The organism is Jeongeupia chitinilytica (assembly GCF_014652315.1).
Lineage (GTDB): Bacteria > Pseudomonadota > Gammaproteobacteria > Burkholderiales > Chitinibacteraceae > Jeongeupia > Jeongeupia chitinilytica.
In genome coordinates this window covers 217,251-241,224 of the sequence record NZ_BMYO01000003.1, presented here as the reverse complement: position 1 = coordinate 241,224, position 23,974 = coordinate 217,251, and the positions used below count along the sequence as shown (strand labels likewise).

General features: G+C 64.5%; 21 protein-coding genes. 11 read left to right on the top strand and 10 right to left on the bottom strand.

Annotated features, from left to right (window positions below; genetic code table 11):
* Positions 1–99 precede the first annotated feature (99 nt).
* Positions 100–2,907: an aconitate hydratase AcnA gene (acnA, locus tag IE097_RS06995; RefSeq protein WP_189459447.1), complete on the top strand. Its 2,808-nt coding sequence runs from the start codon at positions 100–102 to the stop codon at positions 2,905–2,907.
* The gene (locus IE097_RS06990) at positions 2,879–4,018 is read left to right on the top strand and encodes a PQQ-dependent sugar dehydrogenase (protein WP_189459446.1); all 1,140 of its coding nucleotides are present in this window, start codon (positions 2,879–2,881) and stop codon (positions 4,016–4,018) included. The genes acnA and IE097_RS06990 overlap by 29 nt, the downstream gene beginning before the upstream one ends.
* A gap of 79 nt (positions 4,019–4,097) precedes the next feature.
* On the opposite strand, the gene IE097_RS06985 is transcribed toward IE097_RS06990, so the two are convergent.
* Positions 4,098–4,559 carry a cupin domain-containing protein gene (locus IE097_RS06985; RefSeq protein ID WP_189459445.1) on the bottom strand — a complete coding sequence of 154 codons (462 nt, stop codon included), beginning with the start codon at positions 4,557–4,559 and terminating at the stop codon, positions 4,098–4,100.
* 121 nt (positions 4,560–4,680) lie between these two features.
* Between IE097_RS06985 and IE097_RS06980 the strand changes: the two genes are divergently transcribed.
* The 3 genes from IE097_RS06980 to IE097_RS06970 are packed head-to-tail and all read left to right on the top strand — an operon-like array spanning position 4,681 to position 6,975.
* A complete protein-coding gene (locus IE097_RS06980; protein WP_229797472.1) occupies positions 4,681–5,232 on the top strand; it encodes a VOC family protein in 552 nt (183 codons plus the stop codon).
* A gap of 53 nt (positions 5,233–5,285) precedes the next feature.
* A complete protein-coding gene (locus tag IE097_RS06975) occupies positions 5,286–5,582 on the top strand; it encodes a GIY-YIG nuclease family protein (RefSeq protein ID WP_189459444.1) in 297 nt (98 codons plus the stop codon).
* 4 nt (positions 5,583–5,586) lie between these two features.
* Entirely contained in the window at positions 5,587–6,975 is a 1,389-nt protein-coding gene (locus IE097_RS06970; protein ID WP_189459443.1) for an MFS transporter, read from the top strand.
* On the opposite strand, the gene IE097_RS06965 is transcribed toward IE097_RS06970, so the two are convergent.
* The gene (locus IE097_RS06965) at positions 6,976–7,446 is read right to left on the bottom strand and encodes a WbuC family cupin fold metalloprotein (protein WP_189459442.1); all 471 of its coding nucleotides are present in this window, start codon (positions 7,444–7,446) and stop codon (positions 6,976–6,978) included.
* Between the two features lie 181 nt (positions 7,447–7,627).
* Between IE097_RS06965 and IE097_RS06960 the strand changes: the two genes are divergently transcribed.
* Positions 7,628–8,992, top strand: a complete 1,365-nt coding sequence (locus tag IE097_RS06960) for an MATE family efflux transporter (RefSeq protein WP_189459441.1) — start codon at positions 7,628–7,630, stop codon at positions 8,990–8,992.
* On the opposite strand, the gene IE097_RS06955 is transcribed toward IE097_RS06960, so the two are convergent.
* Positions 8,993–10,348 (bottom strand): DUF1214 domain-containing protein, encoded by a 1,356-nt coding sequence (locus tag IE097_RS06955; protein ID WP_189459440.1) that lies wholly within the window; start codon positions 10,346–10,348, stop codon positions 8,993–8,995. It abuts the gene before it with no gap.
* 320 nt (positions 10,349–10,668) lie between these two features.
* Here IE097_RS06955 and IE097_RS06950 point away from each other — a divergent pair, with 320 nt between their 5' ends.
* The 4 genes from IE097_RS06950 (at position 10,669) to IE097_RS06935 (ending at position 14,690) form a co-directional block, all read left to right on the top strand.
* Positions 10,669–11,892 (top strand): MFS transporter, encoded by a 1,224-nt coding sequence (locus IE097_RS06950; protein WP_189459439.1) that lies wholly within the window; start codon positions 10,669–10,671, stop codon positions 11,890–11,892.
* A gap of 31 nt (positions 11,893–11,923) precedes the next feature.
* Positions 11,924–13,861, top strand: coding sequence for a bifunctional tRNA (5-methylaminomethyl-2-thiouridine)(34)-methyltransferase MnmC2/FAD-dependent 5-carboxymethylaminomethyl-2-thiouridine(34) oxidoreductase MnmC1 (mnmC, locus tag IE097_RS06945; protein WP_189459438.1), 1,938 nt, complete (start codon positions 11,924–11,926; stop codon positions 13,859–13,861).
* 174 nt (positions 13,862–14,035) lie between these two features.
* Positions 14,036–14,329: a DUF2917 domain-containing protein gene (locus tag IE097_RS06940; protein ID WP_189459437.1), complete on the top strand. Its 294-nt coding sequence runs from the start codon at positions 14,036–14,038 to the stop codon at positions 14,327–14,329.
* A gap of 73 nt (positions 14,330–14,402) precedes the next feature.
* Positions 14,403–14,690 (top strand): hypothetical protein, encoded by a 288-nt coding sequence (locus tag IE097_RS06935; RefSeq protein WP_189459436.1) that lies wholly within the window; start codon positions 14,403–14,405, stop codon positions 14,688–14,690.
* 18 nt (positions 14,691–14,708) lie between these two features.
* Here the strand turns inward: IE097_RS06935 and IE097_RS06930 are convergent, their stop codons facing one another.
* From IE097_RS06930 to IE097_RS06905, 6 genes are all read right to left on the bottom strand, one after another.
* On the bottom strand, positions 14,709–16,187 hold the full coding sequence (locus tag IE097_RS06930; protein WP_229797471.1) for an aminotransferase-like domain-containing protein: 1,479 nt from the start codon (positions 16,185–16,187) through the stop codon (positions 14,709–14,711).
* Positions 16,188–16,291: 104 nt separating this feature from the next.
* Positions 16,292–16,615 (bottom strand): cell division protein FtsB, encoded by a 324-nt coding sequence (gene ftsB, locus IE097_RS06925; RefSeq protein WP_189459434.1) that lies wholly within the window; start codon positions 16,613–16,615, stop codon positions 16,292–16,294.
* Between the two features lie 100 nt (positions 16,616–16,715).
* On the bottom strand, positions 16,716–18,011 hold the full coding sequence (gene eno, locus IE097_RS06920; protein WP_189459433.1) for a phosphopyruvate hydratase: 1,296 nt from the start codon (positions 18,009–18,011) through the stop codon (positions 16,716–16,718).
* A 62-nt stretch (positions 18,012–18,073) separates the two neighbouring features.
* Complete coding sequence (gene kdsA / locus IE097_RS06915) at positions 18,074–18,925, bottom strand: 3-deoxy-8-phosphooctulonate synthase (RefSeq protein WP_189459432.1); 852 nt, start codon at positions 18,923–18,925, stop codon at positions 18,074–18,076.
* A gap of 76 nt (positions 18,926–19,001) precedes the next feature.
* Positions 19,002–20,654, bottom strand: coding sequence for a CTP synthase (gene pyrG, locus IE097_RS06910; protein ID WP_189459431.1), 1,653 nt, complete (start codon positions 20,652–20,654; stop codon positions 19,002–19,004).
* A gap of 106 nt (positions 20,655–20,760) precedes the next feature.
* Positions 20,761–21,642: an SDR family NAD(P)-dependent oxidoreductase gene (locus IE097_RS06905; protein ID WP_189459430.1), complete on the bottom strand. Its 882-nt coding sequence runs from the start codon at positions 21,640–21,642 to the stop codon at positions 20,761–20,763.
* A gap of 149 nt (positions 21,643–21,791) precedes the next feature.
* Here IE097_RS06905 and phbB point away from each other — a divergent pair, with 149 nt between their 5' ends.
* The gene (phbB, locus tag IE097_RS06900) at positions 21,792–22,526 is read left to right on the top strand and encodes an acetoacetyl-CoA reductase (protein ID WP_189459429.1); all 735 of its coding nucleotides are present in this window, start codon (positions 21,792–21,794) and stop codon (positions 22,524–22,526) included.
* A gap of 47 nt (positions 22,527–22,573) precedes the next feature.
* Here phbB and IE097_RS06895 read toward each other — a convergent pair whose 3' ends face one another.
* Positions 22,574–23,968, bottom strand: a complete 1,395-nt coding sequence (locus IE097_RS06895; protein WP_189459428.1) for an efflux transporter outer membrane subunit — start codon at positions 23,966–23,968, stop codon at positions 22,574–22,576.
* Between the last annotated feature and the right edge of the window lie 6 nt (positions 23,969–23,974).

The window sequence follows — 23,974 nt, the reverse complement described above, 5'->3', positions numbered from 1 at the left end:
TTCCGCCCCGCCGATCTGCAAAGATGAGTGCAACCGCGTGAACGGCCGGGCCGTTACGCGGTCGGACTGCTTATCGGACCCTGCAGACGGAGCCCCGCCATGCTGCAAACGCTGAAGTCGCTCGCCCTTGCCAGCGGTGAATCGCTGGATTACTACAGCCTGCCCGAACTCGAGTCCGCCGGTGTCGGCCCGGTCTCTCGGCTGCCGGTGTCGATCCGGCTGGTGCTGGAGGCGGTACTGCGCAACTGCGACGGCAAGAAGGTGACCGAGGAGCACGTCCGGCAACTGGCCAACTGGAAGCCGCAAGGCGAGCGTGTCGAAGAAATTCCGTTCATCGTTGCCCGCGTGGTGCTGCAGGACTTCACCGGGGTGCCGCTGCTCGCCGATCTGGCGGCAATGCGCAGCGCGGTCGGGCAGCTCGGCAAAGATCCGGCCCTGATCGAGCCGCTGGTGCCGGTGGATCTGGTCGTCGACCACTCGATTCAGGTCGACGTGTTCGGTCGCCCCGATGCGCTGCAGCGGAATATGGAGTTCGAGTTCGCCCGCAACGGCGAGCGCTACCGGTTCATGAAATGGGGGATGCAGGCATTCGACACCTTCAAGGTCGTGCCGCCCGGCGTCGGCATCGTTCATCAGGTCAACCTCGAATACCTGTTTCGCGGCGTCCAGGTGAGAAACGGCGTCGTGTTTCCCGATACGCTGGTCGGCACCGACAGCCACACAACCATGATCAACGCCGTCGGCGTCGTCGGCTGGGGCGTCGGCGGCATCGAGGCCGAGGCGGGCATGCTCGGTCAGCCCGTGTACTTCCTCACGCCGGACGTGATCGGCGTCGAGCTCAAGGGGACGTTGCGCGACGGCGTCACCGCCACCGACCTCGTGCTGACGGTGACCGAGCTGCTGCGGCGTGAAAAGGTCGTCGGCACGTTTGTCGAATTCTTTGGCGACGGCACCGCCAGCCTGACGGTGCCGGACCGCGCGACGATCGCCAATATGGCGCCCGAATACGGCGCAACCATGGGCTTCTTTCCGGTCGACGGGCAGACGCTCGCCTATTTGCGGGGCACAGGACGGCTCGACAGCGAAACCGACCGGTTCGAAGCCTATTTCAGGGCGCAGCAGCTGTTCGGCATTCCCAAGACCGGTGAGATCGACTACACCCGCACCCTGACGCTCGACCTCGCCAGCATCGTGCCGAGCCTGGCCGGCCCGAAGCGCCCGCAGGACCGGATCGCGCTGCCGGCGATGCGCGAGACGTTCGAGGCGCTGTTCTCGAAGCCGGCCGGCGAAAACGGCTTCGGCAAGCCGGCCGACGAGCTGCCCCGGCGCTATCCGGTCGGGCCGGAAAGCAGCTGCAGCACGGTCGACAGCCAGCGCTTCGATCATGCCGGCTCGGCGCGCAATGTCGTCGAGATGGCCGACAACCGCCCCTCGCCGGACCGGATCGACGACCGGCACGACAGCGGCATCGACCTCGGCCACGGCGACGTGCTGATCGCGGCGATCACCAGCTGCACCAATACCTCGAACCCCGGCGTGCTGCTCGCGGCGGGCCTGCTGGCGCGCAAGGCCGTCGCGCACGGCTTGCGCGTCAAGCCACACATCAAGACCAGTCTGGCGCCGGGCTCGCGCGTCGTCACCGACTACCTCGACAGGACCGGCCTGCTCGAGCCGCTGGCGCAGCTGGGCTTCGCCCTTGCCGGCTACGGCTGCACGACCTGTATCGGCAACTCGGGCGATCTGACGCCGGAACTGAATGCGGCGATCACCGAACACGATGTCATCGCCGCGGCCGTGCTGTCGGGCAACCGCAACTTCGAGGCCCGCATCCATCCGAACATCCGTGCCAACTATCTGGCCAGTCCGCCACTGGTGGTCGCCTTCGCGATTGCCGGGCGGGTCAATGTCGACCTCGAAACCGAACCGCTCGGCACCGGTCTGGATGGCGAGCCGGTCTACCTGCGCGACCTATGGCCTTCGGCCGACGACGTCGCGGCGCTGCTGCCGGCGGCGCTCGATCCGGCGGTGTTTCGCCGGCTCTATGCCGACTTCGGCAAGGACCTCGACCTGTGGAACGCCATTCCGGCGCCGACGGGCCAAGTCTACACCTGGCCGGCATCGACCTACATTGCCAGACCGCCGTTCTTCGATGATTTCAAGCCATCCCCCGCCCCCGTCAGCGACATTCTTGGCGCAAGAGCATTGCTGATCGTCGGCGATTCGGTCACGACTGACCATATCAGCCCGGCCGGTGCGTTCAGCGAGTCCACGCCGGCCGGGCAGTATCTGGTGGCACACGGCGTTCCGCGGGCGGATTTCAACAGCTACGGCAGTCGCCGCGGCAACCATGACGTGATGATCCGCGGCACGTTCGCCAATGTCCGCATCAAGAACCTGATGTTGCCGCCCAAGGCCGACGGCAGCCGGATCGAAGGCGGCTTCACGCTGCACGACGGCCAGCAGACCGCCGTCTTCGACGCCGCGCAGGCGTACATCGCGAGCCGGACGCCGACCATCGTCGTTGCCGGCGAAGAGTACGGCACGGGTTCGAGCCGGGACTGGGCGGCCAAGGGGACGCAGCAGCTCGGCGTAAAAGCCGTCGTCGCCCGCAGCTTCGAGCGCATCCACCGCAGCAATCTCGTCGGCATGGGCGTACTGCCGCTGCAGTTCGTCGGCGACGACAGCGCTGCGACGCTACAGCTGGCGGGCAACGAAACCTTCGACGTGCTCGGCATCGACGGCGACAGTCTGGCGCCGCAGCAGATGCTGACGCTGCGGATCACCGGTGCCGACGGAAAGGTCCGGAACGTACCGGTGCGCAGCCGGATCGATACCCCGATCGAGGTCGACTACTACAAACATGGCGGAATCCTGCCCTATGTATTGCGCGAACTGGCTGCGCGCTAGCGCCCTGCTGGCCGGACTGCTGCTGGCCGTTCCTGCCCGCGCCGACGTGCCGGTCACGACGTCCGACGCGTGGGTCGGAACGACCGTCGCGCGCGGACTCGCGCATCCTTGGGGGCTTGCCTTCCTGCCCGATGGACGGATGCTGGTCACCGAGCGGCCGGGGCGATTGCGTATCGTCACGACGTCCGGCGTCGTCTCGCCCCCGGTCACCGGTGTTCCCGACGTGTACGCCGCCGGCCAGGGCGGTCTGCTGGACGTGGCGCTTGATCCGATATTCGCCGACAACCGCCTCGTCTACCTGAGCTATGCCGAGGCCGGCCGCACCGGTCAGGCTGGCACCGCCGTTGCACGCGGCCGGCTGGTCGAAAACGATGGAAAAGCGTGGCTGGAAGGACTTCAGGTGATTTTCCGGCAGCTGCCCAAGGTCGACGGCAGCGTGCACTTCGGCTCGCGGCTGGTGTTTGCCGGCGACGGCACGCTGTTCGTCACGCTGGGCGAACGTTACCAGCGGGACAAGGCGCAAGACCTTGGCACCCATCTGGGCAAGGTGGTCCGGATCTGGCCGGACGGCCGTATTCCGGCCGACAATCCCTTTGCCGGACGCAAGGACGCATTGCCGGAAATCTGGAGCTATGGCCACCGCAATCCGCAAGGTGCGGCACTCCGGCCCGGAACCGGTGCCCTCTGGACAGTCGAGCACGGCGCCCGCGGTGGCGACGAGATCAACATCCCGCGGGCCGGCGGCAACTACGGCTGGCCCGTGATCACCTACGGGCGGGACTACACTGGCTTGCGGATCGGCGAAGGCACCGCCAAGGCGGGCATGCTGCAACCGGTGTACTACTGGGACCCGTCGATCGCACCGTCGGGCATGGCCTTCTATACCGGCACACGCTATCCGGGCTGGCGCGGAAGTCTGTTCGTCGGGGCACTGAAGGACATGATGCTGGTACGGCTGACGCTGTCCGGCGACCGGATCGTGGCCGAAGAGCGCCTGCTGCGGGACGGCAAGCGCCGCATCCGCGACGTGCGCCAAGGGCCGGACGGCTGGCTGTACCTGCTGACCGACGAGGACGCCGGCGAAATCCTCCGGCTGCAGCCGAAACGCTGAGTGCGGGCTCGCACAATCCGGAGCCGGATGCGGGCATCGCGGCCGGCGCGATGCCCGTCGCGGTGTCCGCCAGTCATGGCTACTTGCCTGCCGGATTGTCGGCCGGATCGAGGTAGTGGATGTCGAACGGCCCTTCGCCGCTCGCCTGGACCACGGTCCGCGTTTTGGTGAACGCGTAGTGATGCACGTTCGCCGGCAGGTAGTGGTAACCGCCCGCCTTCAAACCGTGTGCCTTGGTCTTGTCGAGCTTGTCGCCAAGGCCGAGGTAGAACTCGCCCGAGATCACCGTCAGGTTCTCGGCCTGCGAGTGCCAGTGCGCCGGAATCCGGTAGCCGGCCGGCGCGCTCAGCCGGATGGTGAACGGCCCCGGCTTGCCGGGGTCACCGTGCAGCACCGCCACCTTGGCGCCTTTGGGCAGATCGGGGGGCGCTTTTTCCCACTTGATCTGACCGGGATTGGTGAACGTGACATCGTCGTCGGCCAGCAGCGGCGGTGCAATCAGGGCGACGATGGTCGCCAGTGCCATGCAGTACGATTTCATGGCGCCTCCTTATTGACGACATGGAAAAGCCGGGTGGCCGCGTACGGCCACCTGATTCAACGTTAGCCGGCCTGTGCGCATCATCCGCAGTCAATCCGGCCGTCCCGACGATGGGCGGACGATGCACCGCCGCATGGCGGTCCCGCCGGTGATCGCCGGCCCCGACGGGCTACGCTGGAACGTGTTCACCCTCTCGAGCGCTGCCATGAAACAGCCTGTTCCGCCCATTCCTCCCGACTACACCGCAGTCACCCCTTACCTGATCGTCGATGATGCCCATGCGGCGCTGGACTTCTACAAGGCGGCATTCGGCGCGACCGAAACGCTGCGCTTCGAAGGCGACGGCGGCAGCATCAGCCATGCCGAGCTGCGCATCAACGGCCAGCCGCTGATGCTGGCCAGCGAGCACCCCGAGTACGAGGCGCACAGCCCGCAAACCGTCGGCGGCTCGCCGGTCGGCCTGCTGCTGTATGTCGAGGACGTCGACGCCACCGTGGCCCGTGCCGTCGGACTGGGTGCGATGCTGACCCGTCCGGTCGCCGACCAGTTCTACGGCGACCGCAGCGGCACCCTCGTCGACCCCTTCGGTCACCGCTGGTACATCTCGTCGCAGCGCGAACGGCTGTCGGCCGAGGAAATGCACGCGCGCGCCAGCGCCGCCGGCAAGGAGTAGGTTCCGGCGGGTACAATCGGCCGTTTCCGTGCCTTCGCCGCGGGGCGGCTTCCATGTCCTGGTACGTCTACCTGATCGAGTGCGCCAACGGCAGCCTGTATACCGGCATCAGCAACGATGTCGTCGCGCGTTTCCGTGTCCACCAAACCGGCAAAGGAGCGCGATACACGCGCGCCAATCCCCCGGTTCGGTTGCTGGCCGTGATGCCGCACCCGGATCGCGCCAGCGCCAGTCGCGGCGAATACACCGTCAAGCAACTATCTGCGGTGCAGAAGCGTGCCCTTTGCGCGCAGCATCCGGTTCCGGCCGACATGCTGGCCACCCTGCCGGTCAGCGGCACCACCGACTGAGTTCATGGAACAGCGCCCTCACCTTGCCCGCCACTATCGCGGCCTGCCCTGGCTGGTTGCCATCGCGATGTTCATGCAGATGCTGGACGTCACCATCCTCAATACCGCCATCCCGGCGATGGCGACACAGCTCGGCACCAGTCCGTTTTCGCTGCATGCGGTGATCCTCGCCTACGGGCTGGCGGTGGCCGTGTGCACGCCGGCGTCGGGCTGGCTGGCCGACCGTTTCGGCAACCGGCGCGTGTTTGCCGGTTCGCTGCTGTTGTTCACCGCAGCGTCGCTCGCAGCCGGCCTCTCGCAAAGCCTGGGCTTTCTTGTCGTCGTCCGCGTGCTGCAGGGGGCCGGTGCGGCACTGATGGTGCCCGTCGGACTGGCGACGATCCTGCATCACTACCCGCGCGACCGCTATCTGCGGGTGATGAACTACGTGACGATTCCGGGGCTGGTCGGCCCGCTGGCCGGGCCGCTGCTTGGCGGCTGGCTGACCGAGTACGCGTCGTGGCGCTGGATTTTCTTCATCAACGTGCCGGTCGGCGTGCTCGGGCTGATGCTGATCCGCCGTTGCATGCCCGACTACCGGCAGGTGTCCGCCCACCGTTTCGATACGTTCGGCTTCGTACTGTTTGCCGGTGGCATCGCCTTGCTGACCACCGCGCTTGATGCGCTGGGGCAGAATGCCTGGCCGACGTCGGTGGCGTTGCCGCTGGCATTGCTCGCACTGGTGCCGTTGTGGCTGTGCACCCGCCATTTCGGCCGCCATCCGGCGCCGCTGTTCTCGCCGGCACTATGGCAGCAGCGCGGCTACCGCGCAGGGATACTGGCGACGCTGCTGGGCCGTCTGGGCACCGGCGCCGTGCCGCTGCTGGTGCCGCTGCAATTGCAACTGGCACTCGGCTTCAGTCCGACCAAGGCCGGCATCTACATCGGCGTTGCGTCGATCGGCGCCATCGGCGCAAAACCGCTGATGCCGATGCTGATCCGCCGATGCGGGCGGGCGCGGCTGCTGACGGCGACCAACGTCCTGCTGGCACTGGCGACCTGGGCCTTCGGCTGGCTGACACCCGACAGCGCCGGGGTGCTGATCCTGCTGCTTCTGCTGCTCAACGGCGCACTCAATTCGACGCAATACACGGTGCTGAACGCCGCAACGGTGACCGAGCTGACACCGGGACTGACCAATATGGGCAATACCGGCTGGATTACCGCCATGCAGCTGTCGATGGCATTCGGCATTGCCGTTGGCAGCCTGCTGCTGGCGGCACTGGCGCCGGCAGGGCATGCCGGCACGGCGCTGCTGCCGGCCTTCCACTGGACGTTTGCTGTACTGGCAGTGCTGACGCTGGTTGCCGTCTGGTTCGGCCGTGCCGTGAGGGAGCGGCCGGCTGATGCCTGATCAGGCCAGCGTTTCACCGGTCGTCGCGGTGGCGTAACGCGCCATCAGCCCGGCGACGCCGGGCTCGCCTTCTGCCGGCGACCAGACGGTGTAATCGTCGGCCGGGATCGCCACGTACGGCCCGTGCTTGACCTCGAAGATCACGCCGCCTTCGTCCAGCGACAGCACCGCATGCCAGACGCCCGCCGGTGTTTCGACCACGGCCGCGCCTTCACCGAGCACGGCACGGTCAATCACCGTGCCGGCATCGTCGAAATGCAGCACGACAAAGCGGCCGCGAAGCGGATACAGAAGCTCCCAGGTATGCGGATGCCGGTGCGGCCGCACATAGGTGCCCGGCGCCATCGCAATGGCCAGCCGCTGGATCGGATCGGCAAGTTCCGGGTGCAGGTTGTGATTGGCGCGTTTGCGCGGTGACTGTGCCGCCTGCGCGGCGAGCGCGTCCAGCGTTGCGGTGTCGATCTGCTTCATGACCGGGTCCGTCTCTGCAAAGCGGCGAGCATGCCGCAAAGCACGGTGCACCACCAGTAACGGCATGTGCCCTGCGCTCTTTCGGGTCGATCCCTGCTCACGAATCGTCACGATTCAAACCGGTTTGAATTCGATTGCAAAAGCACGCAGAATGATCGCATCGAAACCGGAACCTGCTGCGATGCACACTCCGCTCCGCCGCCCCACCCTGTTCCAGCTGGCCTGGCCGCTGTTTCTCGAGCAGCTGCTGCACATGCTGGTCGGCATGGTGGGCATTTTCATGGTCAGTCATCTTGGCGATAACGCAGTGGCCGGACTGTCCGCGGCAAACCAGATTGTCACGCTGTGCATCATGGTGTTCGGCTTTGTTGCCATCGGCGGCAGCGTCGTCCTCACCCACCATCTCGGCGCGGGGGACCGCCAGGGCACGCGCGACGTTGCCGTCGCCGCAATGGCGGTCAACACCTGGCTCGGGCTGGCGCTCGGCGTAACCGTCGCGCTGCTGGCCGATCCCCTGTTGCGTGCAATGCAGCTGTCCGCTGCGCTGCGTGCTTATGCCCAGCCCTTTCTGGTCATCGTCGGCGCCAGTCTGGCGCTCGAAGCCGTCAACCTGTCGGTTTCGGCCGTGCTGCGTGCACACGGACACACGCGGGTGGCCATGTGGGTGAGTCTGGCACAGAACGCCGTCAATGCTGCTGGCGGCGCCGTGCTGCTGTTCGGATTGCTGGGGGTGCCGGTCATGGGCGTCGAGGGCGTGGCGTATGCCGCGGTACTGAGCCGGGTCGTTGCCCTGCTTGCGCTGTTCGTGCTGCTAGAGCGGGCACTGGGCTGGCTGCCCCGATGGCACGAGTTCTTCAACGTTCCGGCGGGCATTCTGCAGCGCATCCTGCACATCGGCCTGCCGGCCGCCGGCGAAAAGGTCAGCTGGTATCTGGCATTCGTGACGATTACTGCGCTGAGCGCGCGCTTGGGCGATGCCACGCTGGCAACGCAGACCTATGCGATGCAGCTCGTCCACATCGTCGTGCTCACCAGCGTGGCCATCGGGCTGGCGACCGAAATCCTGATCGGCCAACTGGTCGGCGCCGGCGAGTTCGACGCCGCCTACCGGCAGGTGCTGCAGAGCCTCAAGCTGGGCTGGCTGTTTGCCGGCGGGATGGCACTGGTCGTTGCCTTGGCCGCGCCCTGGTTGCTGGGGCTGTTCACCACCGATGCCACGATCATTGCTACCGGGGCGGTGCTGATGCGTATCGGCATCGTGCTCGAGCCGGGACGCGTCGCCAATCTGGTGGCGATCAATGCGCTACGGGCCACCGGTGACGTGCGCTATCCGGTCATCGTCGGCGTGCTGTCGATGTGGATCGTCCTTGTCGGGGGCGCCTGGCTGCTGGGAACCGTGCTCGGCCTCGGGCTCGTCGGTGTATGGCTGGCAATGCTTTGCGACGAATGGCTGCGCGGCATGCTGATGTACCGGCGCTGGCAACAGCGCGGCTGGCTGCAGCGGGCGACGGCCATTCACCGGCGCCTTCGCCCGCAGCCGTGCTGATCAGTCGGTTGCAATCCGCTGCGCGTAGGCGTCCGCGCGTGCCTGTCGCTGCTGCTGGCGTTCGGCCGGCGTCACGTAGCGGGTAGCCGCCGGCAGGTAATGCGGCAGGTCAGCCAGCTTGACGACGCGCGCGGCAATCGCCGGCCCGCTGCCGGCCGTAGCGGCAGCCGGCAGATCCTGCCAACGCGGCATCAGCGTTCCCTCGTGCAGCCCGGCGGTTTCAACCCAGTTGAACACACCCGGATCTTTCGGCGAGATCACGAAGGTGTAGCTGCCGTCGGCATCGGGCACGGCCTGCGCGTTGTTCAGGCTGACCTGATGGTTGTCCGGCTCGACGCTGACCGTCCACGGGTCGGTGACCGGCAGCACGAAGTAACCGGCGCCACCGGTGTCGACCGTCACCAGCAGTGCCTCATCGTCGCCCAGGCGAAAGTGTCCGAACGTGCTGGCCTGGGTCACCAGCGTGCCGAGCGTGGCCGACGAGCTGGGCTGCGGTAGCGTGTTTACGGGGTTGATGTAGGTTTTCAGTCCCAGGGTGCCGACTGCATACGCCAGCGTCGATTCGTTCAGGTTGGTGCGGACATCCGCCACGATGTCGGCATCGCTGCGTGCCGGGCGCGACGGCGCATCAAGCCGGGTCACGCTGAGTGCGTCGGCCGTTTCCTCCGCCCAATCGCCGAAGTTGTTGCGCACGAACAGCTGCTTTGCCTCCGGCGTCGACTGGATGTGGTTGATCCGGCCGTTGGCCGGCTGGTTGTCGATCGTGATCGTGAAGCTGCCGTCGGCAGCAACGACCAGATCCTTGCCGCTCAGTACGGCAATGCTCTGCTGGTAGTTCGGATTGCTGATCAGCGAGAATGTCACGTCGCTCGGGCCGTTGCCGCGACGCTGGCCGCGGATCACGTAGCGCGAATCGCCGTCGACCGGAATCGTCCGGTAGATGTTGTCCGGGTTGTCGTACGAATAGCGGCCACCGGGCACCTTGAGGCCGAACCAGTCGCGCGGCGGCGCGTTCAGCCAGTAGACCCCGGGATGGTCCGGATCGTTGTTCACGGCTTTCTGGATGGCGCTGAACACCAGTTCGTCGATGGCGCCATTCAGTCGCGACGAGGCCTCGGCACTGACCGGCGCACCATGTGCAGTGAGGTAGGCCGTGGCCAGTTGCGCGCGCTGCAGCAGGAACGGGTTGTTCTTGCGGATCTGGATCGCCCTGGCATCGAACGCCTGCTGCTCCGGGGTTGCAAGTACCGAGGCGGCACTGGTCGGCCCGGCGAGCAGCAGGGCAGCCAGCCCGAGCAGCACGCCGGAGTGTTTGAATGACGGGAGCGGTTTCGCTTTTGAGCGGGGTGATGGCATACATTCCTCCTTGTTTGTAAAAGCGAAACCAGCATAGGAAGGTACAACATAGGCCGGTAAAGAATATGTGATTGCTCGCTTATGAAATCGGGCTCTACCTGTTTGTCAGCCGTTGCACCCCAATGCGGCTGGCGACGGCAAACACAATGCAGCCGCCGCTTTGCGGCGCCCGGCTTCGCCGCCGCCCCGTAAGCGGCGATGCCGATTGCGCTTGCCCGGCATTGCCCGGCTTGGCCAAAGCGTGGCTGCAGCGGTAATCCTTCATCGCGCATTCCGTCGTCATCGGACAAACTGCCGGGTTGATTCCTTCAAGCCCGTCCATGACTGCCCAGCCCATTTCCCGACTCACCTGGCGAACGATGCTGTTCCCGATTTCGCTCGTGCTGTTCGAGTTCTCGACCTACATCGCCAACGACATGATCCTGCCGGGCATGCTGCAGGTCGTGCACGAGTTCAACGCGCCATCGTCGCTGGTGCCGACCGCGCTGGCGGCCTACCTCGCCGGCGGCGCAGCACTGCAGTGGCTGCTCGGTCCGCTGTCGGACCGGGTCGGCCGGCGGCCGCTGATGCTGTTCGGCGTGGCCGCATTCATCGTGCTGCTGTTGCTGACGCTGCCGACGACGTCGATCACCCAGTTCATGGTGCTGCGTTTCTTTCAGGGCATGGGGCTGTGCTTCGTCACCGCGATCGGCTATGCGTCGATTCAGGAAGCGTTCTCCGAGACGGCCGCGGTCCGGGTGATGGCGCTGATGGCCAACGTGGCGCTGCTGGCGCCGCTGATCGGCCCCGTCGCCGGCGCGGCCCTGATCGAGGTGGCGCCATGGCGCAGCATTTTCGTGCTGATCGCCGTGACGACCTCGATCTCGCTGTTCGGCCTGTGGCGGACGATGCCGGAGACCGCCAAACTGCGCGGCACGCCGTTCAACGTGCGCAGCATTGCCGGCGATTACCGCAAGGTTTTCGGCAACCGCCGCTTCGTTTGCGGCGCGCTGGCAATCGGTGCGGCCAGTCTGCCGCTGCTGACGTGGATCGGCCAGGCGCCGGTGATCCTGATGGAACGCGCGCACATGACGCCGCTGACCTTCGGGCTGTGGCAGATCCCGATTTTTGCCGCGCTGATCGCCGGCAACATCACGCTGGCGCGTGTCGCCGACCGCGTTCCGATCCACCGGATGATCGGCTTCGGTCTGATTCCGGCACTGGCCGGACTGGGTCTTGCTGCCGTGGCCATGCTGGTCGACAGCTCGGCGGTTGCCTGGCTGGTTGGCGGCATCAGCCTCTATGCCTACGGCGTCGGCCTGGCCAATGCCGCGCTGTACCGGCTGACACTGTTCTCTAGCACCGTCAGCAAAGGCACGGTGGCTGCGTCGCTCGGCATGATCACGATGGTGTTCTTTACCGTCGGCATCGAAATCGTCCGCTGGGGCTACGGCAGTGGCGGCAACCTCTGGTTCGCGGGTGCCAACCTCGCGGCCGGGATCGGGTTCTGGCTGCTGGTGAAGCGTTTCCTGTCCGGTCACGACGTGCCGGCCGCAGGCGCGTAAAATCGCGGCTTTGCTGTCCGGAAAGCCGCTCTTGTCCCAGTCCAGACCCGCCCGCATCACGCCAGCCCGACTTGCGTTCAACGAACACGGCGTGCCGTTTTCCGCCGAGTTTGACGATGCCTACCACTCGCCCGACGGCGGCATCGGTCAGGCCGAGCACGTCTTTCTGGGGGGCAACGGGCTGCCGGCACGCTGGCGTGGCCGGGATGCGTTCACCATCGTCGAAACCGGCTTCGGCCAGGGGCTGAGTTTTCTGGTGACCTGGGCGGCATGGCGTGCCGACCCGGCCGCCTGTGCCCGATTGCACTTCGTGTCGGTCGAACGCCACCCCTTCGTTCGCGATGATCTGGCAGTACTGCTGGCGCGCTATCCGCAGTACGCGGCACAGGTGGCCGAGCTGCTCGCGCACTGGCCTGCGCCGACGCCGGGCTTCCACCGCCTCTGGCTTGATGGCGGACGGGTGTCGCTAACGCTGCTGTTCGGTGATGTGCTCGACGTGCTGCCGCAGCTCGACGCCTGTGCCGACGCGATCTACCTCGACGGATTCTCGCCGTCGAAGAACCCCGAGCTGTGGACGCCCGCGGTGTTCAAGCAACTCTGGCGGCTTTGCCGTGCCGACACGACGCTGGCGACATACACCGCCGCCGGTGCCGTCCGCCGGGCGCTGAACGAGGCCGGGTTTGCCGTTGCGAAAGCCAAGGGCTATGGCAGCAAGTGGCAGATGCTGTGCGGCGGCATGGCACGCGCGCCGCGGCGCCCCGTTGCAGCCCCCATTGCAAGGCACGCACTGGTCATCGGCGCCGGTCTCGCCGGCTGTGCGGTGGCGGAGCGTCTCGCCGCACGTGGCTGGCGTATCGACATTGTCGATGCGGCCGCCGAACCCGCAACCGGATCGTCCGGCAATCTGGCCGGGCTGATGCATGCCTATGTGTCGCAGGACGACAACCTGCTCGCCCGGCTCAGTCGCGCCGGCAATGCCGCCACACTCGCCCTGCTGCAGGATCTGGCCGATTCAGGCCTGAACGTACCGCACGGCATCGAAGGCGTGCTGCAGGTCGCCCGCAACGCGGAACAGGAGGCGCTGCAGCAATGCATGGCCGAGGACGGTACCGATCCGGACGTCAGCTTCCTCAAGCCGGATCAGGCGCAGCAGCGGCTGGGCGTGCGCCCGGCACGCGGTGGCTGGTGGTTTGCGCGCGGCGCCTGGATCAATCCGCCGGGTTACTGCCGTGCGCTGCTGGCCCGGCACGGCGATGCGGTCCGTTTTCGCGGGAACGCACCGGTTGTCCGGCTGGATTGTGTCGACGGCCAGTGGCAGGCATTCGGTGGAGACGGAACATTGCTCGGCACCGCGCCGACCGTGATTCTGTGCAATGCCAGTGCGGCCCGAGCGCTGGCGCAGTGCGTGGATTTGCCACTCTGGAGCGTGCTCCGTGTTGCAAGCCGCATCCCGGCTTCGAGTGTCGGGCTGACTGCAGCAGGTATAGCCGGCGCCGGCTATCTGACCGGCGCGGCCGGTGGCGAACGCATCATCGGCGCGGCACCGTTCGAGGGCGACCTTGCCGCAGCCGAAATCGAGAATCGCCGGGCACTCGTCGCCTTGCTGCCCGGGCAGACACTGCCGGACGACGCCGTACTCGGAAGCCGGATTTGTCAGCGCCCCACTTCGCCCGACCGCCTGCCGCTGGTCGGCGAGCTCGCACTGCCGTGGCACGACGACTATCCGCGCTGCCATCAGCTGGCGCAGGTGCCGCGCCAGTCCGGCCTGTACGGCGCGCTCGGACTGGGCGCACGCGGACTGTCGTGGTCGGCGCTGATCGGCGAAATGCTTGCCTGCAGACTCAATGGTGAGCCCGCGCCGGTTGAAAGCGCCCTATTGAATGCAGTCGACCCCGCCCGCTTTCTCCTGCGAGCACTGCGGCGCGGCGAGCCCTACCGCGTGCAGACCGGCGGCAGCGACGATGAATAGCGCCACGGCAATGCTGGCCACGATGGATCAGCAAGACAAACAGTTTGCCAATGGCATGGCCGGTACAATCGGCTTGCACTGAAGCGCTGAATCACCGGGCAGCAGTACAGTTGCATCTGCCACACCCCTTCGCGCGGCCGTAGCATCGTCGTACACCCTCCCAAGGAGACGACGATGCAAACGCTGACACTGACATCCGGCAGCCTGCTCAGAATGGCACTCGCGCCCGGCCGGCAATTGCGCTGTGCCTCCGGCCGCTTGTGGCTGACTTTCGACGGAGAAGATGTCGTGCTTGCCGGTGGCGAGCACTGGACGGCTCCGGGTCAAGGCATCGCACTGGTCGAAGCCATGTCTGCTTCTGCACGGTTGCAGCTCGATGCCGTGGTCGCACCGCACCGCAACGTGCCACGGCGTGCACACCGCCAACCGATATTCGGCGGCATCAACGCACTGAAGCACTCGTTGTAAGAATCTAGAGTGAAACCATGGCCGTCGACAGCAGGCCGGCGGAGCGCGCCGGCAGACTGCAAGGAGGTCCGCCATGGTCCGCCCCTCTCTTCTCGCCGCCCTGACCCTTGCCGCCAGCATGCTGAGTTCGAGTGCAGGCGCCGGTCTGGTGGAAAACATCAGCATGCTGCGCATGGCATTGGACTCCGTCTGCGGTCAGCGCCTCGACGTGGTCTGGCTTGACGAAACGCGTGCAAATCCGCCCTGCCTGATGTCGTATTCGCCATTCTGTGACGAAGTCCAGTACAACGGGCCGACGAGCTGCATGGTCGTCATGCATATCGAGGACGAGCCCGCTGGCGGTGCCGAGCACCGCTACTGATTTTTCAGGCAGTTGCGTTCAGGCGGTGACGACGCTGTGCGGTACCGGCCGGATCAGCGTCTGGCACAATTCGCCCAGACGCTGGATGGCGCGCTCGTGCCGTGTGGTCCACGGCTCGACGCAGCAGATGCGCAGGCAGTTGCGGTAGCTGTGACTCGGCGAGAACAGTTCACCCGGCGCAAAGCTGATGCCTTCGGCCAGTGACAGTCTGAGCAGCTCGCGGGTATCGACGCACTCGGGCAGCTCGATCCACAGCACATACCCGCCCTGCGGTACGTTCAGCCGCGTGTCCTTGGGAAAGAAACGCCGGATTGCAGAGACGGCGCCGTCAACCTGTTCCGCCACCGCACGGCGAAGCCGGCGCAAATGGTGGTCATAGCCACCGTTCTCGAGAAAGCGCGCAATCGTTTGCTGCATCGCGACCGGCGTCGAGTAGGTGTTGATGAACTTGAGCTTCTCCAGCTCGCGACGCCAGCGTCCGGCCACCACCCAACCGACCCGCATGCCCGGCGCCAGTGCCTTCGTGAATGACGAGCACAGCATCACGTTGCCGTCGCGGTCGAACGCCTTGGCCGGTCGCGGTCGGCTGCCATGGTGGAAAAACTCGCCGTACAGATCGTCTTCGATCAGCGGGATGTTCCGGCTCGACAGCATTTCCACCAGTCGTTTCTTGTTGTCGTCCGGCATCACGCTGCCGAGCGGATTGGAAAAACTCGGAATCAGCAGACAGGCCTTGACCTTGCCCTCGCGTGTGGCCAGCTCCAGCGCTTCGATCGAAATGCCGGTCTGCGGATGGGTGGGAATTTCCAGTGCCTTGAGCTGGAAGCTCTCAAGGATCTGCAGCAGACCGAAGTACGCCGGCGATTCGATCGCAACCACGTCGCCGGGTTCGGTCACCGCACGCAGGCACAGGTTGATCGCTTCAAGACAGCCATGGGTGATCAGGACGTCGTCGGCTTCGAACTGCCCGCCCCAGGCCAACGAACGACGGGCAATGTGACGACGAAGCTCGATGTCGCCGGCCGGCTTGCCGTAATCGGCCAGCATTCGCGGCTGGTAGCGCGTCGTTTGTGCCAGCAGACGCTGCAGTTGCTGTGTCGGGTACAGTTCCGGCGAGAGGATGGCGAGACCGAAATCGACGCGAATCGACTGGTTTTCCTTGACCTGATAAGGCCAGAGCACCGGTGCGGTCACGACCTCGCTCGGCTCGCTCGGCGGCTGCGTCAGTGACGGGGGACTGAAACCGGCGTGCAACGCCCTGACGTAAAAACCGCTTTGCGGCCGGGCCTCGATCAACCCGCGGGCTTCAAGCTCGCGGTAGGCCTCCATCACGGTCGACAGGCTGATCTGCCGCTGCGCCGACAGCCGACGGATCGACGGCAGGCGTTCACCCGCTTTCAGTACGCCCGCCGCAATCGCTTGTGCCATTTCTTCGGCAAGCTGGAAATACAGCGTATCGGACTTGCGCTTTGCAGCAGGGGAAAGCGGCGTTGCCATCATGCACCTCATCGTCGATGAGATACCAATATACAGTTACACCATTACAGTCGTGAATATTTGTTTACCGAACCAGGACAGCAGCACAGTTCAGGCAAAACGTCTCAGGGCGCGGAAGCGACCTGACTGGCGATCGACGGACCGCTTGCCGGCTTGCGGCGATCGAGCACCTGGAAGAACACCTCGTCCTGACGGATCATGCCCAGCTCGTTGCGGGCACGCTCTTCGATCGCATCGGTGCCGGACTTGAGGTCGGCCACTTCGGCATCCAGCGCGGCATTGCGCTCCTTGAGCCGCTCGTTCTGCGCACGCTTGGCAACCAGTTCGTTGTCGAGCTGCCAGACGCGCAGCCAACTGCCCTTGCCGACCCACAGCGGCCATTGCAACAGGGCGATCAACAGGGCAAGAACGATGGCAAGCAGGCGCATGAGTGGGTGCGGGAGAAAACGGGTTGAAACCAAAGAAAAACCGGGGCCGAACCCCGGTTTTTCATCTTACTACATGTTTGCGGCGTACACCGGCCCGTGATTACTTCTTGAGCTGGTAGAACGCACCGCGGCCCGGATAGACCGCAGCATCGCCGAGCTCTTCTTCGATGCGGAGGAGCTGGTTGTACTTGGCGATACGGTCCGAACGCGACAGCGAGCCGGTCTTGATCTGCATGCAATTGGTAGCCACGGCCAGATCGGCGATGGTGCTGTCCTCGGTTTCACCCGAACGGTGCGACATGACCGAGGTGTAGCCATTGCGCTTGGCCAGGTCGACAGCAGCCAGCGTTTCCGACAGCGAACCGATCTGGTTGACCTTGATCAGGATCGAGTTGCAGATGCCCTTGGCGATGCCTTCGGCCAGGATCTTGGTATTGGTGACGAACAGGTCATCGCCGACGAGCTGGACGCGATCGCCCAGACGGTCGGTCAGCACCTTCCAGCCGTCCCAGTCACGCTCGCCCATGCCGTCCTCGATCGAGATGATCGGGTACTTGTTGACGAGGCTTTCGAGGTAGTCGACCTGCTGCTCGCTGGTCAGCTCGCGCTTGTCGCTCTTCTTGTACACGTACTTGCCGGTGGCCTTGTCGAAGAACTCCGACGCAGCGCAGTCCAGCGCGATCGCGATGTCTTCACCCGGCTTGTAGCCGGCCTTGTGGATGGCGGCCAGGATCAGGTCCAGCGCTTCTTCGGCGTTGGCCACGTCCGGCGCGAAACCGCCTTCGTCACCGACCTGGGTCGGCAGGTGCTTGTCGTGCAGGATCTTCTTCAGGTTGTGGAAGATCTCCGCGCCGTAGCGCAGCGCTTCACGGAAGGTCGGTGCGCCAACCGGAACGATCATCAGTTCCTGGAAGTCGAGGCTGTTCGACGCGTGCTCGCCACCGTTGACGACGTTCATCATCGGCACCGGCAGGCTCATCGGGCCCGAACCACCGATGTAGCGGTACAGCGGCAGGCCCGATTCTTCGGCAGCGGCCTTGGCCACGGCCATCGACACGGCGAGGATGGCGTTGGCGCCCAGCTTGCTCTTGTCTTCGGTGCCGTCGAGTTCGAGCATGGTCTTGTCGATGAACGCCTGATCGGCAGCATCCAGACCGATGATGGCTTCGACGATTTCGGTGTTGATGTTTTCGACGGCCTTGAGCACGCCCTTGCCGAGGTAGCGGTACTTGTCGTTGTCGCGCAGTTCAAGCGCTTCGCGCTCGCCGGTCGATGCGCCGGACGGCACGGCTGCACGGCCCATCACACCGGATTCGAGCAGAACGTCTGCTTCCACGGTCGGGTTGCCGCGGGAGTCGAGAATCTCGCGGGCGATCACTTCAACGATTGCGCTCATTGATGCTTTCCTTTGTTGACGATGATGTTTGTGGAACACGAACCGAGGCTATACGCCCCGGATTACAACGTTTGTTCGGACAAGGAGTTTGCCTTAACCGTGGTGTCGATGGCCTTGAGCACGGTCAGCAACTCCTTCATTCGCGGCAACGGCCATGCATTCGGGCCGTCGGACATCGCGCACGCCGGGTCCGGATGGGTTTCGGCGAACAGACCGGCGACGCCGACCGCCATCGCTGCGCGCGCCAGCACCGGCACGAACTCGCGCTGGCCGCCGGACTTGTCACCCTGACCGCCCGGCAACTGAACGGAGTGCGTCGCATCGAAAACGACCGGTGCGCCGGTTTCGCGCATGATCGCCAGCGATCGCATATCGGACACCAGATTGTTGTAGCCGAAACTGGCGCCGCGCTCGCAGGCCATGAACACATCGTCCGGCAGGCCGGCGTCGCGCGCAGCCTCACGCGCCTTGTCGATGACGTTCTTCATGTCACCCGGGGCGAGAAACTGGCCCTTCTTGATGTTCACCGGCCGACCGGACTGCGCGCATGCGCGAATGAAGTCGGTCTGGCGGCACAGGAAAGCCGGCGTCTGCAGGACGTCGACCACCGCCGATACCGGCTTGATCTGGTCGATTTCGTGAATGTCGGTCAGGACCGGTACGCCGACCTGCTCCTTGACCTTGGCAAGGATCTTCAGGCCCTCGTCCATGCCGAAGCCGCGGAACGATTTGCCGCTGGAGCGGTTGGCCTTGTCGAAGCTCGACTTGAAAATGAACGGAATGCCGAGCTCGGTGGTGATTTCCTTGAGCTGGCCGGCAACGTCGATCGAAAACTGCTCACCTTCGATGACGCACGGACCGGCAATCAGGAAAAACGGCTTGTCGAGGCCGGCTTCGAATCCGCAAAGTTTCATGATGCTTGTCTCCTGGCGGCGTGTTGCGACACCCGCCCGTACGAATGACGGGCCACCCGCAGGTGGCCCGGATCGATCAGCAGCTCAGGCCTTCGCGACCCTGTGCCTTGGCGTAGTCGATGGCGGCTTCGATGTAGGACTTGAACAGCGGGTGACCATCGCGCGGTGTCGAAGTGAACTCCGGGTGGAACTGGCAGGCGAAGAACCAGCGGTGTTCCGGCAGCTCGATGGTCTCGACCAGCTGCTCGGCGCCAGTCGACTTGCCACTGATTGTCAGGCCGGCCGCTTCGAGACGCGGCAGGTAGTGGTTGTTGACTTCATAGCGGTGACGGTGACGTTCGGTGATCGTGTCCGCGCCGTAGATGTTCGCTGCGTGGCTGCCCGAAGCCAGCTTGCACTCCTGCGCGCCCAGCCGCATGGTGCCGCCCATGTTCGAGTTCTCGTCGCGGGTTTCGATCTTGCCGTCGTGATTGACCCACTCGTCGATCAGCGCAACGACCGGGAATTCGGTTTCGAGGTCGAACTCGGTCGAATTGGCGCCGGTCATGCCGGCCACGTCACGCGCGTACTCGATCAGCGCAATCTGCATGCCGAGACAGATGCCGAGGTAGGGGATGTTGTGCTCGCGCGCATACTTGACTGCAACGATCTTGCCCTCGACGCCGCGCTTACCGAAGCCGCCCGGCACGAGGATCGCATCGACCGACTTGAGGCAGCCCGGACCTTCGGTTTCGAGCGACTCGGAGTCGACGAAGTGGATCTTCACTTCGCTCTCGGTATGGATGCCTGCGTGCTTCAGCGCTTCGATCAGCGACTTGTACGATTCGGTCAGATCGACGTACTTGCCGACCATCGCGATGTTGACGGTCTGCTTCGGATTCTGGATTGCACCGACGATGCGGTCCCACATCGACAGATCGGCCTTCGGCAGGTCCAGCTGCAGCTGCTTGCAGATGATGTCGTCGATGCCTTGGCTCGAGAGCACGCGCGGGATCTGGTAGATCGAGTCCATGTCCGGGCAGGAAACGACGGCCTTTTCCGACACGTTGGTGAACAACGCGATCTTCTTGCGCTCGTCGTCCGGCACGACGCGGTCCGCACGGCAGATCAGCACGTCCGGCTGGATGCCGATTTCACGCAGCTCCTTGACGCTGTGCTGGGTCGGTTTGGTCTTGATTTCACCCGCGGCGGCAATGTACGGCACGTAGGAGAGATGGACGAAACAGACGTTCTCGCGACCGAGCTCAACGCCCATCTGGCGAATGGCCTCGAGGAACGGCAGCGACTCGATATCGCCCACGGTGCCGCCGATTTCGATCACGGCCAGATCGACGCCGTCCGTGCCTTCGCCGATGAACAGCTTGATCTCGTCGGTGATGTGCGGGATGACCTGGACGGTCTTGCCCAGATAGTCGCCACGACGCTCCTTCTTGATCACCGACTCGTAGATCTGGCCGGTGGTGAAGTTGTTGCTCTTCTTCATCTTCGAGTGGATGAAGCGCTCGTAGTGGCCGAGGTCGAGGTCGGTCTCGGCACCGTCTTCGGTCACGAACACCTCGCCGTGCTGCATCGGACTCATGGTGCCCGGGTCGACGTTGATGTAGGGATCGAGCTTCATCATGGTGACCTTGAGGCCACGCGATTCGAGGATGGCCGCAAGCGACGCGGCGGCGATGCCCTTCCCGAGGGAAGAAACAACGCCGCCGGTTACGAAGATGTACTTGGTCATGGCGAATGCAACAGATTGGAATCCCGTATTTTAGCCGAACACCCGTCCCCTCTCAATTCTGGACAAGGACGACGGAATGTGACTCGGGCGCGCATACGCCACGGATTTACTTGCGCCCGTAGACATGACCGGGCTCATCGCCGCTTGCGCGCAAAAGTACCAAGTCCAGCAACCGGGTCGGCAGCAGGTGCTTGAGCCACCAGAATAGATGCGTTGGTACGGTCACGCGGTAGCGCGCTGCCGGGCGGCCCGCTTCCAGCGCGGCAAGCACGGCGTCGAGCACCGCCTCCGGCGGCAGTGTGAACGGCGCCGCCGGCCCCGGCTTGGCCAGCCGCGCACGCATGGCCCGGTAGGCCGGCGCATGCGCGCTGGCCACCTCGTCGATCCAGCGATCGAACTGCAACTGCGCGTTGGCGCGAAACCGGCTGCTGATCGGCCCGGGCTCGATCAGCACCGGATGGATGCCGGCGCCCAGGAGTTCGAGCCGAAGCGTGTCAACCAACCCTTCAAGGGCAAATTTGCTGGCGTTATAGGCACCGCGATACGGCATCGCGGCAAAACCCAGCACCGAGCTGTTGAACAGGATCCGTCCGTGGCCTTGCCGGCGCATGACCGGCAATACGGCATTGGTCAGCTCGAGACTGCCAAAGACATTGGTTTCGAACTGATGCCGCATGGCTGCCCTGCCGAGATCCTCGACGGCCCCGGGCACACCGAAGCCGGCATTATTGAACAGGGCGTCCAGTCTGCCGCCGGTCTGCGCCAACACCTTATCGACACAGCCTCGGATCGACGTATCGTCAGCAATGTCGAGCTGCAGCGCGGTCAAGCCTGCCGCGGCCAGACTGGCGACGTCATCGGCCTGGCGTGCGGTTGCAAAGACCTGCCAGCCGCGGGCAGCCAAGCCATGCGCGACACAGTGACCTATACCTGTAGAACAACCGCTGACAAGAATCGAGCGCGCCGATGGCGCGGTTTTGACGAGCATTACGATGGATTCCTCACTGACTCAGTGTTGCTGCTAAACACAAACATTACATCTTGCTTATTTACACACACAGAATGTAAATAGTAAGATTTTTGTCGCCCTTTCTGGGCGAGAACGACAACATCTACAAAAGAGAAGGACATCAAATCATGGCAAAGATTGCACTGGTCACGGGCGGCATGGGCGGCATCGGCTCTGCCATTTGCAAACGACTTGCAGATGACGGCTTCACCGTGGTCACCACCTATTCGCGCCCGGGCAAGGAACAGGCCTGGCTCGCCGACATGAAAGAGCTCGGCTACAGTTTTCACGCCTATCAGTGTGATGTCACCGATTATGACGCGTGCGTCGAGCTGGCTGCCAAGGTGAATGCCGATGTCGGCGCTGTCGACGTACTCGTCAACAACGCCGGCATCACCCGCGATGCCACCTTCAAAAAGCTCGACAAGATCAGTTGGGATGCGGTGATCAAGACCAACCTCGACTCGGTGTTCAACGTCTGCAAGCAGTTCGTCGACGGCATGGCCGATCGTGGCTGGGGTCGCGTGATCAACATCTCGTCGATCAATGGCCAGAAGGGCCAGTTCGGTCAGACCAACTACTCGGCCGCCAAGGCCGGCATGCACGGCTTCAGCATGGCACTGGCGCAGGAAGTGGCTCGCAAGGGTGTGACGGTCAACACGATTTCTCCCGGCTATATCGCTACCGAGATGGTGATGGCCGTTCCGGAAGACGTGCGCAACAAGATCATTGCGCACATCCCGGTAAACCGCCTCGGCAAGCCGGAAGAAATTGCCGGTCTGATCGGCTATCTGGCCTCCGATGTGTCGGGCTTCATGACCGGTGCCAATCTCGCCATCAACGGCGGTCAGCACATGGGTTAAGCCCGCTACTGTTCAAAAAAACGCCAGGGAATTGCCCTGGCGTTTTTTTATTCCCCACCCAGCGCCTTATAGGCCTGTGCGGCGACCGTCAGCCTCGCCCTTCTCGCTTCGATCAGCGTCTGCTGGGAGGCAAAGTAATCGCGCTGAGCAATCAGGAACTCGAGATAGTTGGTCAGACCATCCTTGTAGCGGCGTTCGGCCATGTCCATTCGTGCCGTCTGGCTTCGGATCAACCGTTGCTGCGCTTCAAGCTGTGCCGCCAGCCATTGCTGGTCGGACAGCACGTCCGCTACTTCCTTGAACGCCACCTGGATCGTTTTTTCGTACGATGCCACCGCGCCGACCTTGCGCGCCTCAGCCAGCTCCAGCCCGGAGCGCGTCCGCCCGCCATCGAAAATCGGCATCGACACGGTCGGCAGGAAACTCCATGCGCCACTGCCACTACCGAACAGATCACTCAGTTCCGCGCTGGCCGTGCCCGCCGACCCGACCAGCGTCACCTTCGGGAAGAATGCGGCACGCGCAGCGCCGATATTGGCATTCGCCGCCACCAGCTGCTGCTCGGCCTGCTCGACGTCCGGCCGGCTCAGCAGGATGTCCGACGACAACCCTGACGGCACCGCCAGCGGCAACGGGCGTTTCTCCAGTAGCGTCGCATCGCCGGAGATAATCTCGTCGTCGGCCACCACGCGACCGATCAGGACGCTGAGCGCATGCCGCGCATTGTCCTTCTGCTTGGCAAGTTGCGCCGACACCGCCTGCGCGGTTTCGAGCGCGGTTTGCGCCTCCAGCAACTCCAGCCGCCCTGCCACACCGACATCGAGTCGACGCTGAACCAGCCTCAGCGTTTCGCCGCGCGCAACCTCGGTCTTGCGGGAGAAGGCCAGCTGTTCCGACAGGGCCTGGGCGGCGTAATACCCGCTGACCACATCGGCAATCAGCCCGGAGCGGAAACTCTTTTGCGCCGCCTCACTGGCAAAGTAGTTGGCCTGCGCCGCTTCGCTCAACCGGCGGACACGCCCCCAGAAATCCAGCTCGTACGACAGCAAGCCGAGATTGGCATCGTAACGGTGGTTGATCATTTCCTGGCCGGTACTGCTCAGCGATGCCGGCACGCGACTGGCTGCTGCTGCGCCGTTGGCGTTGAGTGTCGGCAACTGGTCGGCACGCTGGATGCCGTACAGCGCCCTGGCTTCCTCGACCCGGGCAACTGCGACACGGAGGTCGCGATTGTTTGCCAATGCATCGCGGATCAGCGGCGTGAGTGCGGGATCGGTGAAGTAGTTCTCCCATTTGATCGCCGGCAACGCTGCCGGCTGGACTGCCGCGTCGCCCTGGCCGATCTGCTTGGGCATGTCGAGCGCCGGGCGCTGGTAATCCGGGCCCATGGCGCAGCCGCCGAGCAGGGTCAGCGCCGCGAGCGAAATCATCTTTTTTTTCATCGTGCG